This window comes from Bacteroides sp. AF39-16AC, assembly GCF_003602735.1.
In the GTDB taxonomy this organism is placed as follows: domain Bacteria; phylum Bacteroidota; class Bacteroidia; order Bacteroidales; family Bacteroidaceae; genus Bacteroides; species Bacteroides uniformis.
Genome location: NZ_QTLN01000004.1, coordinates 89,966 through 108,516, shown reverse-complemented (window position 1 = coordinate 108,516; position 18,551 = coordinate 89,966). Strand labels below are relative to the sequence as shown.

The window sequence follows — 18,551 nt, the reverse complement described above, 5'->3', positions numbered from 1 at the left end:
AGATGCAGTCATCAAATACCCATATCGATATTACGGCATACCCGAAGTAAAGAATTAGAGTCCTTCCACCTCCCTTAGCCACATCTCCGACGAAGCATCGCTCGGCATTCTCCAATCACCGCGCGGACTCAGAGAGATACTGCCCACCTTCGGACCATCCGGCAAACAGGAACGCTTGAACTGCTGGTTGAAGAAACGACGGCAGAAAGTCTGCAACCATTTTTTGATGGTTTCTTCATCATACATCCCCTTGAATGTGCGTGCTGCCAGGAAAAATATCTTGGAAGGACGGAAACCGCAGCGCAGGAAGTAATAAAGGAAGAAGTCGTGAAGCTCATACGGCCCCACCAAATCCTCGGTAATCTGCTGGATATTACCGTTCTCATCTGCCGGAATCAGTTCCGGGCTGATGGGAGTATCCACAATATCGAGCAAGGTAGCACGTGAAGCATCGTCCATATCATGCTCTGCCACCCATTTCACCAAGTGCTTCACCAGAGTCTTGGGGACGCTGGCATTCACACCGTACATCGACATGTGATCGCCGTTGTAAGTGGCCCATCCTAAAGCAAGTTCCGAAAGGTCGCCCGTACCGATAACCATTCCCCAGGTCTGGTTGGCAATATCCATCAAGATTTGGGTACGCTCCCGTGCCTGCGCATTCTCGTAAACCACGTCGTGCACATGGACATCATGGTCTATGTCCTTGAAATGCTGTATGCAGGCCTCCTTGATACTGACTTCGCGGACAGTCACACCGAGGGAGTTCATCAGGTCGATGGCATTCGTGTAAGTACGGTCGGTCGTTCCGAATCCCGGCATGGTGACACCGACAATACCCTGGCGGGACCATCCCAACTTATCGAAAGTCTTTACGCAAACCAGCAGCGCCAGCGTAGAATCCAGTCCACCCGAAATGCCGATAACGGCACTCTTCGCTTTAGTATGCACCAGACGTTGCGCCAGTCCGGACACCTGGATGGAGAATACCTCCTCACAGCGTTCGTCCAACGCTATCCTCTGCGGAACAAATGGATGCGGTTCAAAAGTACGTGTCAGGTTCAAATCCCTGCTGTTGACATACTCCGTAGAGATTCGTACCGGAAGGGCCGAAACACAATTTGCATGGCAAGCCGCGAAGGTCGTATTCACCCGGCGCTCCGTACGCAAGTGTTCCACATCAATTTCACTGATGACCACCTGCCCTTCGAAAGAGAAGCGTTCGTTTGCCGCCAGCAGAGTCCCGTTCTCATAAATCAGTCCGTTGCCGGCAAACACCACATCCGTAGTGGATTCTCCGAAACCGCATGAGCTGAATACATAACCGGCAATGCATCGTGCCGACTGCTGGCTGATGAGCGAGCGCAGATAATTGTGCTTGCCGATACCTTCATTGTCGGCCGAAAGATTGAACAAGATTTCCGCACCTTGCAGCGCCAGCGTGGAGCTGGGCGGTATGGGTGCCCACAAGTCCTCGCATATCTCCACTCCGAAAGTGGTATCCGCCGTTTCGAACAGCAGGTCTCTCCCCATCGGAATAATCTGCCCGCAAAGGCGCACACTGTTTTCTGCCACATCACATGCGGAAGTAAACCAGCGCTTCTCATAAAACTCCTTATAATTGGGAAGATAAGTCTTCGGGACAACGCCCAGCACTCTCCCCTTCTGAATGACAACCGCCGCATTCAGCAACACGCCGTTCAGTGCGACGGGCATGCCCAATATCGAGATAATATCCATCTGGCGCGTATTGTTCAGAATCTGTATCAATCCCATTTCTGCCTCTTCGAGCAGAAGTTGTTGGGCAAAGAGGTCGCCACAGGTATATCCGGTAATGCACAACTCGGGGAAAGCAATGATTTGCACACCTTTCCCGTCGGCTATAATAATCTCTTTTTCAATCTCTGAGGCATTGAACTTACAGTCAGCCACCTTGACACGGGGCACAGCCGCCGCTACTTTTACATATCCGTAATTCATAAGGATGCTATATTATTTATTCGGTGCAAAGATACGGCAAAATTCTGATTAAGAGAGATAAGAGAAAAACGTTTTCTCTATATCGGCACGAGAAACCGACTGAAGCCGGGTGCATCCTGCCTTCGCTTTTATGGCAAAAATACGGCAACCTGCCTACAAGAAGAGGAACATATATAAACAATTTTAATGACCGCAACTAAAAATTTTCCAAAATCTTTTGGAGAATTATAGGAACTTCCTATCTTTGCAAGTGAATTAAAAATGTAATAATTACAAGTTTGAAACTTTAGATTATATGGATGTAGTAAAACGATTGCAGAATCATAATATCAAGCCTTCAGTACAGCGCATAGCCATCATGAATTACTTGATAGAGCATCGTACGCATCCCACGGTGGATGAAATCTATACGGCACTGTCTCCCTCCATACCGACACTGTCTAAAACAACGGTATACAATACCTTGAAACTACTGAGCGAGCAAGGTGCCGCACAAACCCTGACTATCGACGAGCGTAACACATGTTATGATGCCGATACCAGCCCGCACGGTCATTTCTTGTGCAAGCGTTGCGGAAAGATTTATGACTTGATGTGCAATAACAACATCAAGAAAGTGGTCGACATGGATATGGACGGGCACGATGTGCAGGAAATCCACTACTATTATAAAGGAATCTGTAAACATTGCATAGAAGAAGAACGTTTAAGAACAACAAAGAATAACTAATTCAACTAATTAAAATCTGAGAGAAAATGAAAAAATTTAGATGTACTGTATGCGGTTACGTATACGAAGGAGATGCAGCTCCCGAAAAGTGCCCATTGTGTAAAGCTCCCGCAAGCAAGTTCGTAGAAGTTGAAGAAGCAACAGCTGACGGCCCGCTGGTATTTGCCGACGAACACGTAATCGGCGTAGCCAAAGGTTGCGACGACGAAATGATTAAAGACCTGAACAACCACTTCATGGGCGAATGTACAGAAGTTGGTATGTACTTGGCAATGAGCCGCCAGGCAGACCGTGAAGGCTATCCTGAAGTTGCAGAAGCTTTCAAGCGTTACGCTTGGGAAGAAGCAGAACACGCTGCTAAATTCGCTGAACTGCTGGGTGACTGCGTATGGGACACCAAGACAAACCTCGAAAAGAGAATGAACGCAGAATCAGGTGCATGCGAAGACAAGAAGCGTATCGCTACCCGTGCCAAAGCATTGAACCTCGACGCTATCCATGACACCGTTCACGAAATGGCTAAGGACGAAGCCCGTCACGGTAAAGGTTTCGAAGGTCTGTACAACCGCTATTTCAAGAAATAATCCTATACTTTTATAGTAATGTGAAGAAAAGGGACTGCTAATGTTAGTAAGTCCCTTTTTTTATTCCAACTTTTTTCACTTTACAATGTCACGTTTGTATTTCCCATTCGTCTTATCTGTGTAAATGGAACTCAAAGAATTCAAAATAACCGTTCTTCCACTCCGTGCCAAGCTGTTGAACTATGCACGGAAGTTGACCGACGAACCGGAGGATGCAGAAGATGCCGTCCAGGAGGTACTGCTCAAGCTATGGAACAAAAGGCTTGAACTGGAGCAATACCGGAGCATCGAAGCATTTGCCATGACGTTGACGCACAACATCTGTATAGATATGTGGCGCTGCAAACGCAACGACACCCTATCTCTCGACATTGTGCAGGCGGCATCCCCCACCGGAACACCGGAACGGCTGTTGGAAATCAAAGATGAAATCCACCTGATGCACGAAATCATCGACTCGCTGCCCAATCTTCAACGCACCATCATGCGGATGAAGGACATCGAAGGATACGAAACGGACGAAATCGCCGAAATCACGGGATGCGGACCGGAAGCCATCCGCAGCAATCTGTCAAGAGCCCGGAAGAAAGTGAGAGACGTTTACCTGCGAACCATACAAGAAAGAAAAGAAAGGAGAAATGAGCCATGAAGATAGATGAACTGCTGGATAAATATTTCGAAGGGGAAACTTCCTGCGAAGAAGAGCGTGAACTGCGCCGTTTCTTTACCGAAGAGGAAGTGCCGGAGCACCTGCAAACGTACCGCCCCCTATTCGCTTATCTGAACCGGGAAGCAACTTCAATGGCAGAACCGACAGAGGAAAAATCCGTAACAACAGAATCGGCAAAGGAAGTACCCGCACAGCGGAAGCCTTTCCGTCTCTATCGCACATTCTATGCTGTCAGCGGCATTGCCGCCGGATTGCTCCTGCTTCTCGGGGTAGCTAAGATTATATTTCCGCTTTCCGGTGTTCCCGAAAATTATGTCGTCATCGACGGCCAGCGGTATACAGACGAGAAACTGGTGGAAGCCAAAGCACTAGAAGCCCTGCAGAACGCCAGCTTCACGGATGAAGATTTAAGCAACTTACTGTTTCAACACTAATATAACAAGGTTATGAAAACATCTATACTGATTTGCATACGTAGTCTGTGCCTCTTTTCCCTGCTGATTTGCCTGCCAGCCTTTGTACATGCACAAGAGAGACTGCAAATAGCCGACCTATTCAGCAAGTATGGCGAGCAAAAGGACGTGACCAGGGTAGAACTGAACGGCAGTATCCTGAAATCTTACCGCATGACTACCTACAAGAGCCTTGTGTTCAAGAATGTATCCCCCTATCGCCGGGAAATTCAGCAGGCCATTGTACACGACAAGCAAGATAACGCAAAGAAGGCGCAGGAGGTAATGGAAAGCGGTGTGCTGCGCAGCGCTTATTACCAACTGAAAGAGGTGGAACGCAATGGAAAGAAGCTGAACCGCTACATCATTTTCAAGATAGGAAAAGACTCCATGGGCACTTTGATTTACATAGAGGGTCTGCTCAGTGAAAAGGAAATGATGGATATGCTTTACAAATCGGAATAACACTAAAAACAATATACGATATGAAAACCAGAATTATGATTTTGGCCTGCCTGCTTGCTGTGCCGGCCGGCCGCATGGCAGCACAACAACAGACTGACCCTGAACAGAAAGCTACAGTACAGACACAAGGCGACTCCATCATCATCCGGAAAGGAAAAGGAGACATGCGCATCAAGGTGTACGAAGAGCAGTTGGAAGACGGAGAAAAGAAAGAAGTACAAATTTATGAAGGAGTCTATCTCGAGAAAGTGGATGCAGACAAGCGCACTTTCCTCGACGCCCTGCCATTCATCCCCAAAAAGAGAAGATACAATGCTTACGAACCGCACTGTTCCGGTCTGTATATTGGCTACAGCCGGCTGGCTAACGACTTCCTTTCCTTCGGAGCAAGCGACAAGATGGGACTCGACTTATCCAAGTCATGGGAATTCGGCTTCAACATCCTCTCCGTATATCACAACTTCAAGAAGAACCCGCATTGGGGAATCAACCTGGGAGTCAGCTGGGGATACCGTTCTTTCAATATCGACGGTAACTATGCCTTGCTGAAGGAAAACGGAACCAGCATCTTCACCGCAGGCAACGAAGACACCAGTTACAATAAAAGCCGTCTGCGCCATTTCTTCTTCCGTGTACCCGTATTGATGGAATGGCAGCAAAGAGTGGGAAGAAACAAAGTGTTCTTCAATGCCGGTCCCGAATTTGAGATACGTCACAGCGTGAAGTCATTCTCACACATCAACGGAGGCAAGAAGAAAACCGTAGGCAAAGGTATGTATGTGCAGCCCGTCGGCATAAACCTGCTGGCACAAGCCGGTTATGGTAATATCGGCATTTACCTGCGCTACTCCACATACGGATTATTCCAGAAAGACAAGGGACCGGAAGTATCTCCCTATTCATTTGGCGTGGCATGGTATCTGTAATCCCTCCCCTATAACACAAGACTCCCCGAAATGTATTTGTACATTCCGGGGAGTTCTTTTATACCCTAAGGTATTGACAATGAAAGGTTATCTGCAATGAAAATTGTTCTTCTAAAAACGCATGCCCAATGTAAATAGCACTTTACTGCGAGTGTTGGTAACTTCCGTTGTTGGCGGTGTTACCAAGCCATTTATATCATTATAAAACGGATAGAAATCAGATTTATAAGTATCGAATTTATAAGCCAAATCCGCATAAAACGAAGAAAAGCGATAACCGATACCTAAAGTGAAAGTATTCATCGATTTGCTATTGGCAAAATCCGTATCTGTATTTATAGAATTGGAAGGCAATGCCTTAATAGCATCCTTTTTATAGGCTGCAGTACTGTAATTGTAACCGGCACGCAGAGAGAAAGCAGGTATCGGCTTGTATTCTGCTCCTAAACGAAGCGTACTTACCCCCTTCATACAGAGGTCAGCCTCACCCGTTTCCCATGCCATCTCGTCACCTTCAGGATATTTGAACTTCATGCTTGAGTAGTCCTCATATTCATATTCAGCTCCCAAAGCCAGATTATTACCGACTGTATAGCCCAAACTTGCATTAAATACCCACGGGGTTTGCAGCTTAAAATCACGGTCCATATCTCTACCGCCTAATGCAGAATAAGTATCCACAGTGGTACGAGTAAGAGTTTCATCCCCAGCCTCATTCGGTAAAAACAAATCCGAAGTCAGCAACGCTCCCGTAGTATAAGTCAGTTTGTAATAAGTAGGAGTATGCACAGCCAAACCTATACGAAGCGGAGAATCCTCAATCGGCCGGAAGATGGCACCGAATTTGAAGTCGAAACCCGAACCGTGTATACGGTTAAAGCTCTCCAAAGAGTAGCCTTCCTCATAAATCTGCCCGTCGCCCTCCCATTTGTAGGCATACATTTCATCATAGAGAGAATATTTGTTGTAATCCACATCGTAAGCACCCAGAGTAACACCAAAGTAAAAACGGTCATTTATATTAAAGGAGATATTGAAATCATATTGGTCAATACCGCCACGCTCACGCGACAAGAAATAAGCATCCGCTTCGGAAGGAATATAAGGAAGATAAGTATTATAGTCCTCACTTTCTATATCCTCAAGAACAAGTGCACCTTGATACCCCATAGTCCCCAGCCATCCAGCATAATTATGTTGATAAATATCCTTGCGACCATAGTCCAAATAAGCTCCTTGATCCGGGTAATCATATTGAGGACGATGATAGAACGCATAAGCTGCATCCGTAGCCTGCTGCGCCATACTCCGCACTTGAGATACATATTGATTATCTATGCTTCCCATCAACCCCTGCATCGTCATATTCTTATAGAATGACTTTGATTTGTGGTAATTAAAACCAAAATTCACATACCGCAAAGGAGTATGATTGCCTATCTTCGAAGCTATCACAAAACCGGCATTATCAAAACTCCAGCGGTTCTTGTTCGTTTCAAATTTATTACCTACATAATTGCTTTCTGTGCCCGTCATTGAATAGCCAAAGGTAAACATAGCATCATTGCTACGATAAATACCGATACCGGCAGGATTGGTTCCTATGGTAGAAATATCACCACCCAATGCTCCCATAGCTCCGCCCATTCCGACAAAACGGGTGGTTCCATTCAATTCCTTCTGTGCTATATTCGTTGCATCATATATTGTCTGTGCCCCTGCGCCTACAGCTGTAAACATAGCAAGGGCTATCATGGTTATCTTCTTCATAATTCTTAGTCTTGTTAGATTAAAACATACTTATACTTACCGTCTTCTGGAACCACCGCCGCCACTGGAACGACTGGCACCACCGCCACCACCACTGGAGTAACTGGAACGTGAGCTACTGCCTGAAGAGAAGCTAGAAGAAGAACGGGTGCTACTGGATGAACGTACTGGAGCAGAATATGAACGACTGCTACTACGATTGTTGTCATTGGAGTAGCTGCGTGCCGGTGCGGCGCTTGAACCTCTGTTATAAGTCGATGAAGTCCTGCTACGAGTGGAAGTTCCAACAGAAGAGCGTACACCGGAAGAACGACTGCTACGAACTCCTTCTACGCTACTATTATATGAGCTACTACGCGTACTGCTTGGACGGGTGTAAGTGGAACGGCGGGTAGAAGCCGCACTCGAACGGTTTACACTTGAGCGAGTTGCAGAAGAACTTGAACGAACTGTAGACGAACTTCTTGTACCTACCACCCGACGGGTTGACGTACCGGTACTGCTACGTCTCACTTGACCGGAAGTAGTACTGCTACGACGTACAGCCTGCCCTCCATTTACAGTAGAAGAACGGCGGGAAGTAGAGGACGATACTCTGTTTCCGGCATAAGAAGAACGGCTCGGACCATAAGAACGTCTATTGGTATATGCATTTCCCCAATGGCCGCCTCCCCAATGACCACCGCCACCGGGATAATATCCGGGATGATAGTGATGGTGATGATGATGTCCCCACCAGCCACCGCCGTACCAGCCGCCCCAGCCAAAGCTCCAGCTCGGACCGTACCAGCTGTTCCATCCCCAGCCATAGTAAGGATAACCGCCCCAACCATAAGAGTTATAGCGCCAATCCCACCACAAGCGGTTGGTGAATGTAGGGAAAGCATATGCATATAATCCGTCGGTATACACGTTCCAATCCCAGGAATTCAAGCCATAGACCACATCCCAATATAGCGGGCTGCTGATGCTGATGGCATAACGGGGATTACGGAAACGGATGATACGGGTAGCATACTCGTAATCATCCTGCGAACCTTCAAATTCACCGTTCACCCATTCGCCGTCCAGGCCGTCATCTTCTTTTTCATTGATGTAAAGGGTATCGTTCTCCATCACGAAATCATTGTCGCGGGAGTCATAACGGCGGTTATATTCGTCCACATCGCGGGTGTTTCCCTTACGGTCTTTTACTACAACAGTAGTGCTTCCCGGCGATGAATAGACAGTGGTCGGTACATTCGACTTTACTACAATCTCTTCTACGGGAGCAGCGACTTTCTTCTCCTGCTTCACCTCTTCTTTTTTCTCTTCCTTATTCTTGGAAGGAGTGTAGTAAAGGTCGTCATCTATACTTTGTGCCACCAGTGTCCATGGGAGGCACAAGGCAAAAAGCGATAAAAAAACAATCTTTTTCATATTAGTTTGGTTTATGGATTTTACGTTTATCTATTTCTTCACGTCACAAAGATAACGCCGGATTTTATCCCATGCAGCAGATTTTCCCCAAAGATTTATAGGGAATTCCCTAAATACCCCGCCTTTTGACGAGGCAAGCGGCACTTCCGCATAAAAAATGAACAAGTTCATTTTATTCTGCCCTCGGTTTACATTACCTTTGCAGTGTGAAAACAAAGATACGCAGAAATAGATTTGTTCTTTAAAATCTTCTTCTGCATTTAACAAACAATCATATTCCGATGAAATATTTAGAATTTACATTCCGCACTGTTCCGTGCACAGAAATAGTCAACGATGTACTTTCCGGAGTCTTGGGTGAAGCTGGCTTTGAAAGTTTTGTTGAGCAGACCGACGGTATCACTGCCTATATACAGAAAGAGCTGTATAACGAATCTCTACTCAAAGAAGCACTTGCAGACTTCCCTCTGCCCGATACACAGATAGAATATAATTTCGTAGAAGCCGAAGACAAAGACTGGAACGAGGAATGGGAGAAGAACTTCTTCCAGCCCATCGTTATCGGAGACCGTTGTGTCATTCACAGCACTTTTCACAACGATGTCCCACAAGCAGAATATGACATCGTCATCAATCCGCAAATGGCATTCGGCACAGGGCACCACGAGACAACAAGCCTCATCATAGGCGAACTGCTGGATAGTGACCTGCAAGGCAAAGCATTGCTCGATATGGGTTGTGGGACTTCCATCCTTGCCATACTGGCACGCATGCGTGGAGCCTCCCCTTGTACAGCTATCGACATAGATGAATGGTGTGTGCGCAACTCCCTCGAAAATATAGAATTGAATGGAGTGGACAATATTGCCGTATCCCAAGGCGATGCCTCCTCTCTGGAAAGCAAAGGTCCTTTTGATATGGTTATCGCCAACATCAACCGCAATATCCTCCTGGCAGATATGAAGCACTACATAGCCCGCATGAATCCCGGAGCGGAATTGTTGATGAGCGGTTTCTACATAGATGACATTCCCGTCATCCGCGAAGAAGCCGAACGCAACGGGCTGCACTTTGTCCACCATCGTGAGAAGAACCGGTGGGCAGCAGTGAAATTCCAAAAATAATAAAGGTCAATACTAAAAAGCTAAAGGTCAATATCAGGAAGCTAAAGTTGACCTTTAGCGTTCTATACAAGGAGTTTTCAACGTAAGCTCCAAAAGTTCCTCCATTGTACCATTAAAGACGTTCAAATCCACCTCTTCTTCAATACCGGGCACAGTGCCTACATCCGTGTGCTGCCAAAAGTGCCACTTGCCCTCATAACGCACGGAATCTACATAATAATGGGCTATCCAATAAGGATAAGCATTGAAAATGGAATCGCTGAGATAGCGTTTCTTGAATTTATAGGAAGTATAAAGAATAGGCTTTACGCCGTAATGCGCCTCTACCCTATCCAGCCAAGTCTTGACTGCCGTTTTAAGTTCCTGCGGTGACTGCTTGCCGGTAGTCTCCACATCAAGTACGGGAGGCAGGTCTCCCTTTGCCAGCTGCACGGTACGGATAAAGAAATCGGCTTGCTTGCGGGCATCGGTCTTAGGGATAAAATAATGATAGGCACCACGGATAAAACCGTATTTACGCGCCTGGCCGAAGTTCTGCGTAAACGTATCGTCACCATGATCGCCGCCTTCGGTAGCTTTCAGAAAAATAAAGTGAATGGGAAATTGGGCTTCTCTATTATGTGTCAGGAGTTCCCAATCTATCTTTCCCTGATAGTGGGATATGTCTATGCCATGCACCTCATAGTTGCAAGGCATACATACACCGTAACCTTTCTGACCATAACAAGGCTTCCAGCGATAAGCATAAGGACGAATGAAAAACCAGTAAAAGCCGGTAGAAAAAACAAGAATGATACAGACCGCCAAAAGATTGCGCAACCATACGGGCATGGTACGCGGCTGCATTTTCTTCTTGCTCCGCGGAGAGGAAGAACGACGGGCGGCAGTAGTTTTACGCCGGATATTTGTGGAGGTCTTGGTTGCCATGAGCAAAGGAAAAGAAAGGGCGGAATGAACCGCCCCTCCGTTTTATTGTCAACTTGTTGATGCATCAACTTATTTAGCCTGCTCCAGCTGCAAAGTCTTCGTAGCCTGGTCGCAAACTTCTGTCGGACCGAAGTACTGGATAGGGCCTGGATAAACGTAGTCTGTTTCCATAGCCCAACGGTCACGCTGAGCAGCGAATGCCTTGAACGGAGCACCGTCCAGCTTCACCAGAGCCTTCTGGATAACTGGCTTCATTTCACCGTGGCGACGTTCCATGTTCATCATCATAGTGATGGGCACACCGCCTGCAATCCATTCTTCGGCAGGAGCAGTAGTGTTGCGTACAGAAGACATGTAACCGGTCTTTCCGTTAGCAATCAATGCAGATGCTGCATAACCCAAAGAGTAGCAGTAGTCAGCGTCGAAGTTAGACGGAGCAGCGCAACGTCCTTCGTAACCGAAGAAGTGGTGCTGTGCAGCAAACTTGCCTACGAACTTGCCCTCTTCTTTCCACTGAGCCAGCTTAGTGCCAACCATTTCGGACAGCAACTTTTCTGTTTCAATCAGAGATACCTGTACGTTTCCGTGCGGGTCGCGGTCCAGAGACAACTGGCGAGCCACGCCTTCGGGCAAGCTTGCGTAGATGGCCGCATTCTCCGGAGAGAGTTTACGGATGATATAATCGCGTTGGTGAGATTTCTTAATTTGAGCAAACTCTTCTGCATTGGCAGCAAGGAAGTCGTTCAACTCAGCAATCAGACGCTTCATGGCCGGGATGAATTCAACCAATCCTTCGGGGATAAGAACCGTACCGAAGTTGTTACCCTGGGCTGCACGTTCAGCAACGACCTTGGCAATGCTGGTCACGATGTCGTCCAAAGACATATCCTTAGCTTCAACCTCTTCAGAGATGATACACATATTGGGTTGAACCTGCAATGCACATTCCAAAGCGATATGAGAAGCGGAACGTCCCATCAACTTGATGAAGTGCCAGTATTTACGAGCAGAGTTACAGTCACGTTGGATGTTGCCGATTACTTCAGAGTAAGTCTTGCAAGCAGTATCGAAACCGAAAGAAGTTTCAATCATATCATTCTTCAAGTCACCGTCGATGGTCTTGGGGCAACCTATTACCTGCACGCCATAATTCTTGGCAGCATAGTATTCAGCCAGTACGCAAGCATTAGTGTTGGAGTCATCGCCACCGATGATAACCAATGCCTTGATGCCGAGTTCTTTCAGGATTTCATAACCTTTCTCAAACTGTTCTTCCTTTTCCAGCTTGGTACGGCCCGAACCGATGATGTCAAAACCACCCGTATTGCGGTATTCATCAATGATGTCAGCAGTCAGTTCCATATAATTATGGTCAACCAAGCCGCCAGGACCCAGAATAAAGCCATACAATTTGCTGTCTTTGTTCAGCTTCTTGATACCGTCGAAAATACCGGAAATCACATTGTGACCGCCAGGAGCCTGTCCACCGGAAAGGATAACACCCACGTTCATTGCGGGGAAGTTAACCACCTCATCGGTAGTTTCAAACTTAATCAAAGGCATTCCGTACGTATTGGGGAACAATTTCTTGATTTCTTCCTGGTCAGCAACAGACTGAGTAGCTGCGCCTTCTGCAGCCTTAACAGTTCCTTTCAGCGCTTTCGGAAGTTTGGGCTGATAGGCAGCCCTTGCAATTTGCAATGCACTTTTAGTCATTTCTCTTAATTATTTAAAGGTGTTAGTAAAGTTCCGTTTAAAAGCGTCGCAAATTTCGCTTTTTTTCGTAAGATATGCAAACGAGAGGCCGAAATAATGTATAAAATGACATTTATCGTTTTTTATCCTAAAATAAAAAGGAGAAGAAAGCAATTAACTGATTTATTGTGTTATCTTTGCCGCAAAGTTTGAGTTACGAGTCGTTATCGCATTGTTCTTCTTTTAATATACAACTATTATTAGGCGGTCTCTTCCATAATTATTCTCCATACTCCAATTTAATAATTACAATTAATTAAAATTTCAAATGAACATTTACATTTCAGGTTTAAATTTCAGCACAACAGACGCTGACTTAAACGATTTATTTTCAGAGTACGGAGAAGTTTCTTCTGCAAGAATCATTACAGACAGAGAAACAAGAAGATCCAGAGGTTTCGGTTTCGTAGAAATGCCGGACGATGCAGCAGGCCAAAAAGCCATTGACGAATTGAACGGTGCTGAATTTGACCACAAACAAATCTCGGTAAACGTGGCACGCCCCCGCGAAGAAAGACCTTCCAATGGCGGCAATCGCGACAGAAGAGGCGGTTACAACTCTAGAAGATATTAATATTCTTAACTACTGACAAAAGCAGGAGGTGTTGTAGCAATGCCCCCTGCTTTTTTTATAACTCAATAAATAAAAATACATGGCCAAATCCATCTCCGCAGACAAGCGTGAAAATGAAAAGAAAAGACTCGCCCGACGAGCTGAAAAACAAAAAAAGAAAGAAGAAAAAAAACTATCCAACAAAGCCAATAGCTTTGAAGATATGATTGCCTATGTTGACGAAAACGGCATGATAACCTCTACTCCTCCGGCAGAAAACACTCCCAAAGAAGAAATAAAGCTGGAAGAAATCGTCATATCAACTCCCAAAAAAGACAAGGAAGAACCGGTCATCCGCAGAGGACGTATCGAGTTTTTCAATGAATCGAAAGGCTTCGGCTTCATCAAGGACTTATCCGGGGTCGAAAAATACTTTTTCCACATTAACAATGTGCTGACAGATATAGCAGAAAACAATATTGTGACGTTCGACCTCGAACGTGGCCTTAAAGGCATGAATGCTGTAAACGTAGCTCTTGAAGTAGAAAAGGCAAAGGAAAAGAAAGAAAACAAGGAGACTCTAAATACAGAATCCTAGATGAAATAAGCCAATTATAGAACAAGGGCGTGTATATACCATCAAATATTTCGGTACATACACGCCCTTGCTGTCTTCTTTAATCACACGTCATTCGGTTTGCCAGCCACCCCCCAATGCCTTATAGACATTTACCATGGCAATAAGTTCGTCGCGGATGGCATTGCTCACCCCTATTTGGGCATCGAAATAACCACGCTGGGCATCGAGCACATCCATATAATTGATGACGCCGTTGATGTATTGCAACTGTGCCAAATCCACATATCCCTTGGCAGAACGTTCAAGTTTGGCACGCAGTTGGTAGACCTCCTTTATCTTATTGAAATCTACAATGGCATTCTTCGCTTCCTTAAAAGCATTCAGCACTGTCTTTTCATAGCTATGCACTTCGGCTTCAAAAGAAGCCTTCTGTGCATTCAATGCAGCACGGTTCTTTCCCCAACCGAAAAGTGGTGCCAAGACTGCCCCATTCAATAAGGAATAGGGAGATTCCAGGAAATTGGATAACACATCACTTTCCAATCCAAATTGTCCGGTCAGGGCCAAACGGGGGAACATATTGGTATAAGCAACTTTCACTCTGGCATGTTCAGCCCTCAACTGCTGCTCCGCCACACGGACATCGGGGCGACGTTCCAACAAATCGGAAGGCAGACCTACCGGTAAGGACTCCGGCACATCCAGTTCCTGCAGAAAATTGACACGCTTGATACGGGTAGGGAATTCCCCCACAAGGAAGGATATATCATTTTCTTTCAGAGAGATACGGCGTTCCAAATCCGGAACAAGAGTAGCCGTACGAGCCAACTCCACTTGAGCCTGTTGATAAGAGGTCTCCGAGGTCAGCCCTCCTTCAAAACGGATACGCGCCAAGCGCACTCCCTCTTCACGCGCCTTTTGTGTCTGGCGCACAATCTCCAGTTCCGTATCAAGGGCTACCAGCTCATAATAAGCCTGCGCCACTTCGGCAACGATGGTCATGCGCAACGCACGCTGCGCCTCCACACTTTGCAAATATTCGGCCACAGCAGCCACTTTTTTCCATCTCAAGTTTCCCCAAAGGTCCAGTTCCCAAGAGAGCAACGCCTTGGCTTCGTAAGTATTGCCTACATCACGGCTATGACCACCGTAATTCTCCACCTCGCGCTCAGCCTCCACCTTTCCGGTGAGCTGCGGCAGAAGGTTGGCAACACTGATACGTTTTTGGGCAGCCATCTCCTTGACACGGGAAGCTGCAATCAGCATGTCTTTGTTATATTCCAGAGCACGGTCTATCAAAGCACGCAGCGTGCTGTCCGTATAAACTGCCTGCCACTGTTCATCGGCTATGCTCATGCTATCCTGCTGCTGTGCCAGGCTATCCGGCAATGCCATCTCCGGACGCACATAGCTCTTGCCCACCTTGCATGAGGTAAGGGCAAACATACTCAGCAACAAAATAATATATATGTTCTTTCTTTTCATAAACGTTGTCTTTAAAATCAGTCTTTCTTAATCTTATGCTGCACTTTGGCTTTTGTCTTGTATACCAGGACAAAGAAGAACGGTACAAGCACAATACCGAATACAATGGCAAATATCATTCCGAAGAAAACACCCGTACCGATGGCCTGACGGCTCGCCGAGCCCGGTCCGCTTGCCAACACCATAGGAAGCATTCCCAATACAAAGGCGAGGGAAGTCATCAGGATAGGCCGGAAACGGAGTTGGGCAGCATGGATGGCAGACTGTATCAAGTCTCCTCCCTTGTCAACCTGCACCTTGGCAAACTCCACAATCAAAATGGCATTCTTTGCCGCAAGCCCCACCAGCATCACCAAGCCGATCTGGAAATAAATATCATTCTCCAATCCGCATATCACAACGCCCAGATAGGCACCCAAAGCGGCAACCGGCAGTGAAAGCAATACAGCGATAGGCACCGTCCAACTTTCATATTGCGCAGCCAAAAAGAGGAATACGAAAAGGAATACCAGCGTAAGCACAAGACCCGTCTGTCCTCCCGCCTTCTTTTCCTGATAGGAAAGGCCACTCCACTCCAGACCGATATTGTCCGGCAAGTGGTTACGTGCAATCTGCTCCATAATCTCCATTGCCTGGCCGGAACTGTAGCCTTGTGCCGCAGAACCGCGGATGACGGCAGTGGTAAACATATTGAAACGCTTGATACTGCCCGGACCGGTGGTATAAGAGGCATTTCCCAAGGAAGTAAGCGGCACCATCACTCCGTCTTTTGCCTTTACAAAGAACAAGTTGATATTGTCCTTATGCTCACGATAAGGAGCCTCGGCCTGGATATACACCTTATATATACGGTTGAACATATTGAAGTCATTCACATATACTGAACCGGTATAGGCCTTCATGGTAGAGAATACATCCGCCAGGGGCACACCCAGCATTTTCACCTTATCACGGTCCACATCAAAATAAAGTTGCGGTATTTCAGACTGCAAGGATGATGAAAGCCCCGTCAGCTCCTTATGCTTCTGGGCATAATACATCAGCGTATCTGCCGCCTGCACCAAGTTGTCAAACGTCGCCTCTCCACGCGCCTCAAGCTGCATTTCGAAACCTCCCGAGGTACCCAATCCCGGAATGACCGGAGGCGTGGAAAGATAGACCTTGCATTCGGGATATTCCTTCAAATCCTTCTCCACATTCTCCATTATCTTATCGATGGAAATCCCCTTACGCTCTTCCCACGGTTTCAGAATAACCGTCAGCTCACTGCGTGCCTGGTTGCTACCCACACGGGGGCTGCTACCCGTCACGTTCTGCACATAGGCCACATAGGGATTCTTCTCCAAGTATTGCACGGCACGGTCGGTCACCACACGGGTTCGCTCCAAAGTAGCACCTTCCGGCAACTCCAACTCTATCTTAAAATAGCCCTGGTCTTCTACCGGCAGGAAGCTGGTAGGCACCAACCGGTGGATAATGAAAATGGCAACCAGTACCAGGCCGAACGCACTCATCAAGCGGCGGGGATTCCTGATGACCCGGTTAATGACAGCCACGTATTTGTGATTGCCCAAGTTCAGCCATTCATTGATTTTGCGGAAAACTATGTTCTTTTTCTTTCCACTGTCGGGCTTCAATATGAGCGAACACATGACGGGACTAAGCGTCAGGGCCACTACCGTAGAAAGCAATACGGAAACGGCGATAGTAATGGTAAACTGACGGTATAACTGTCCGGTGATTCCGCTCAAGAAACTTACCGGCACAAACACGGCACAGAGCACCAACGATGTGGCAATCAAGGCACTTGCCAATCCGTTCATCGCCTTTTTGGTAGCTTCATACGGGCTCAATTTCTCCGTCTCCATAAGATGTTCTACATTCTCCACCACCACAATGGCATCATCCACCACAATACCGATGGCGAGAATCAATCCAAGCAAAGTCAGTATGTTCAGAGAGAAACCGAAAATAAGCATGAAACCGAAGGTACCAATCAGGGAAATAGGTACCGCAACAATCGGTATCACCGTCGCACGCCAACTTTGCAAGGATAGAAATACAACCAGCACCACCAGAATCAGCGCTTCGAACAACGTCTTGTACACTTCGTGAATGGATTCGGAAATATAAGTCGTCATGTCGAAGGGAATCTCATAACTCATCCCCTCAGGGAAATTTGCACTGATTTCCTCCATAGCAGCCTTTACGCTCTTTGCAACTTCCATTGCATTGGCCCCGGGAAGCATATAGATACCGAGAACGGCAGCATTCTCACCGTTGATGCCACTCTCCGTGCTATATGAAGATGCTTCCAATGAAACACGCGCCACATCGCGCAGACGGATAATGGAACCGTTGGCATTGGCACGGACCACAATGTCCTCAAACTGCTTTGCCGAACTTAAGCGTCCCTGGGTAGTGATAGGGATAGTAATGTCGAGTCCCTTCACCGGCTGTTGTCCCAAAACACCCGCAGCAGACTCACGGTTCTGGTCCTTCAGGGCATTCTGCAAATCCTGCACCGTCAGTCCGAAGTTGGCAAGTTTGTCGGGCAACGCCCATATCTGCATGGCATAGTAGCGGCTACCGATGTTGGAAACACGTCCCACACCGGGGATACGGCGCAACAAGTCGAGTACATTGATAGTAGCAAAGTTACTCAAATAAATTTCGTCGAACTTCGGGTCACTGGAAGTCAGACAGATAGTCATCAATTGGCTGGGAGCCTGCTTTTCCACAGAAATACCGTTCTGAATCACTTCGGCTGGCAAACGGCTCTCCGCCAGTTTCACACGGTTCTGTATTTCTACGGCAGCCAAATCCGGGTCGGCAGACACGTCGAAAGTGACCGTAGCTGAAAATCCTCCGGAATTAGAACTGTTGGACTCCATGTACAGCATACCGGGAGTACCGTTTATCTCTTGCTCGATAGGGGTTGCCACCGCCTGCGAAACAGTCAATGCACTGGCTCCCGGATAGGAAGCACTGATTTTCACTACGGGAGGCGTTATCTGCGGATATTGGTCTACCGGCAGCATGGTCAGGCCAATGATACCGACAATTACAATCACAATCGATATCACCGCCGAGAATACCGGGCGGTCTATAAAGAAACTTACTTTCATAAC

The 18,551-nt window shown here is 46.9% G+C and carries 16 protein-coding genes; 9 read left to right on the top strand and 7 right to left on the bottom strand.

The genetic code is table 11. From position 1 onward, the window contains the following. Positions 1-54: 54 nt before the first annotated feature. Positions 55-1,980, bottom strand: coding sequence for an NAD(+) synthase (locus DW039_RS05695; RefSeq protein WP_120381789.1), 1,926 nt, complete (start codon positions 1,978-1,980; stop codon positions 55-57). 295 nt (positions 1,981-2,275) lie between these two features. Here DW039_RS05695 and DW039_RS05690 point away from each other — a divergent pair, with 295 nt between their 5' ends. The 6 genes from DW039_RS05690 (at position 2,276) to DW039_RS05665 (ending at position 5,807) form a co-directional block, all read left to right on the top strand. After that, positions 2,276-2,710, top strand: a complete 435-nt coding sequence (locus tag DW039_RS05690) for a Fur family transcriptional regulator (protein WP_005826619.1) — start codon at positions 2,276-2,278, stop codon at positions 2,708-2,710. Between the two features lie 26 nt (positions 2,711-2,736). Next, the gene (locus tag DW039_RS05685; protein ID WP_005836026.1) at positions 2,737-3,294 is read left to right on the top strand and encodes an NADH peroxidase; all 558 of its coding nucleotides are present in this window, start codon (positions 2,737-2,739) and stop codon (positions 3,292-3,294) included. Positions 3,295-3,418: 124 nt separating this feature from the next. Then, on the top strand, positions 3,419-3,943 hold the full coding sequence (locus tag DW039_RS05680) for an RNA polymerase sigma factor (RefSeq protein WP_005826624.1): 525 nt from the start codon (positions 3,419-3,421) through the stop codon (positions 3,941-3,943). Then, complete coding sequence (locus DW039_RS05675; protein ID WP_005826626.1) at positions 3,940-4,398, top strand: hypothetical protein; 459 nt, start codon at positions 3,940-3,942, stop codon at positions 4,396-4,398. The genes DW039_RS05680 and DW039_RS05675 overlap by 4 nt, the downstream gene beginning before the upstream one ends. A gap of 12 nt (positions 4,399-4,410) precedes the next feature. Beyond that, positions 4,411-4,881 (top strand): DUF4252 domain-containing protein, encoded by a 471-nt coding sequence (locus DW039_RS05670; protein WP_005826627.1) that lies wholly within the window; start codon positions 4,411-4,413, stop codon positions 4,879-4,881. A 20-nt stretch (positions 4,882-4,901) separates the two neighbouring features. Continuing rightward, entirely contained in the window at positions 4,902-5,807 is a 906-nt protein-coding gene (locus DW039_RS05665; protein ID WP_005826629.1) for an outer membrane beta-barrel protein, read from the top strand. 111 nt (positions 5,808-5,918) lie between these two features. Here the strand turns inward: DW039_RS05665 and DW039_RS05660 are convergent, their stop codons facing one another. Both DW039_RS05660 and DW039_RS05655 read right to left on the bottom strand, forming a co-directional pair. Next, the gene (locus DW039_RS05660; RefSeq protein WP_120381788.1) at positions 5,919-7,577 is read right to left on the bottom strand and encodes an OmpP1/FadL family transporter; all 1,659 of its coding nucleotides are present in this window, start codon (positions 7,575-7,577) and stop codon (positions 5,919-5,921) included. A 36-nt stretch (positions 7,578-7,613) separates the two neighbouring features. Further along, a complete protein-coding gene (locus DW039_RS05655; RefSeq protein ID WP_061412054.1) occupies positions 7,614-8,996 on the bottom strand; it encodes a hypothetical protein in 1,383 nt (460 codons plus the stop codon). A gap of 281 nt (positions 8,997-9,277) precedes the next feature. Between DW039_RS05655 and prmA the strand changes: the two genes are divergently transcribed. Continuing rightward, positions 9,278-10,120: a 50S ribosomal protein L11 methyltransferase gene (gene prmA, locus DW039_RS05645; protein ID WP_005836023.1), complete on the top strand. Its 843-nt coding sequence runs from the start codon at positions 9,278-9,280 to the stop codon at positions 10,118-10,120. Between the two features lie 54 nt (positions 10,121-10,174). Here prmA and DW039_RS05640 read toward each other — a convergent pair whose 3' ends face one another. Together DW039_RS05640 and DW039_RS05635 are read right to left on the bottom strand one after the other, a co-directional pair. Continuing rightward, positions 10,175-11,047 (bottom strand): glycoside hydrolase family 25 protein, encoded by an 873-nt coding sequence (locus DW039_RS05640; protein WP_005836022.1) that lies wholly within the window; start codon positions 11,045-11,047, stop codon positions 10,175-10,177. Positions 11,048-11,116: 69 nt separating this feature from the next. Next, on the bottom strand, positions 11,117-12,763 hold the full coding sequence (locus tag DW039_RS05635) for a diphosphate--fructose-6-phosphate 1-phosphotransferase (RefSeq protein WP_005826644.1): 1,647 nt from the start codon (positions 12,761-12,763) through the stop codon (positions 11,117-11,119). A gap of 307 nt (positions 12,764-13,070) precedes the next feature. Between DW039_RS05635 and DW039_RS05630 the strand changes: the two genes are divergently transcribed. Both DW039_RS05630 and DW039_RS05625 read left to right on the top strand, forming a co-directional pair. Beyond that, on the top strand, positions 13,071-13,376 hold the full coding sequence (locus DW039_RS05630; protein WP_005826648.1) for an RNA-binding protein: 306 nt from the start codon (positions 13,071-13,073) through the stop codon (positions 13,374-13,376). Between the two features lie 79 nt (positions 13,377-13,455). Next, on the top strand, positions 13,456-13,953 hold the full coding sequence (locus DW039_RS05625) for a cold-shock protein (protein ID WP_005826650.1): 498 nt from the start codon (positions 13,456-13,458) through the stop codon (positions 13,951-13,953). A gap of 90 nt (positions 13,954-14,043) precedes the next feature. Here the strand turns inward: DW039_RS05625 and DW039_RS05620 are convergent, their stop codons facing one another. Both DW039_RS05620 and DW039_RS05615 read right to left on the bottom strand, forming a co-directional pair. After that, positions 14,044-15,420: an efflux transporter outer membrane subunit gene (locus DW039_RS05620; RefSeq protein WP_005826651.1), complete on the bottom strand. Its 1,377-nt coding sequence runs from the start codon at positions 15,418-15,420 to the stop codon at positions 14,044-14,046. A gap of 17 nt (positions 15,421-15,437) precedes the next feature. After that, positions 15,438-18,548, bottom strand: a complete 3,111-nt coding sequence (locus DW039_RS05615) for an efflux RND transporter permease subunit (RefSeq protein ID WP_005826654.1) — start codon at positions 18,546-18,548, stop codon at positions 15,438-15,440. Positions 18,549-18,551 lie beyond the last annotated feature (3 nt).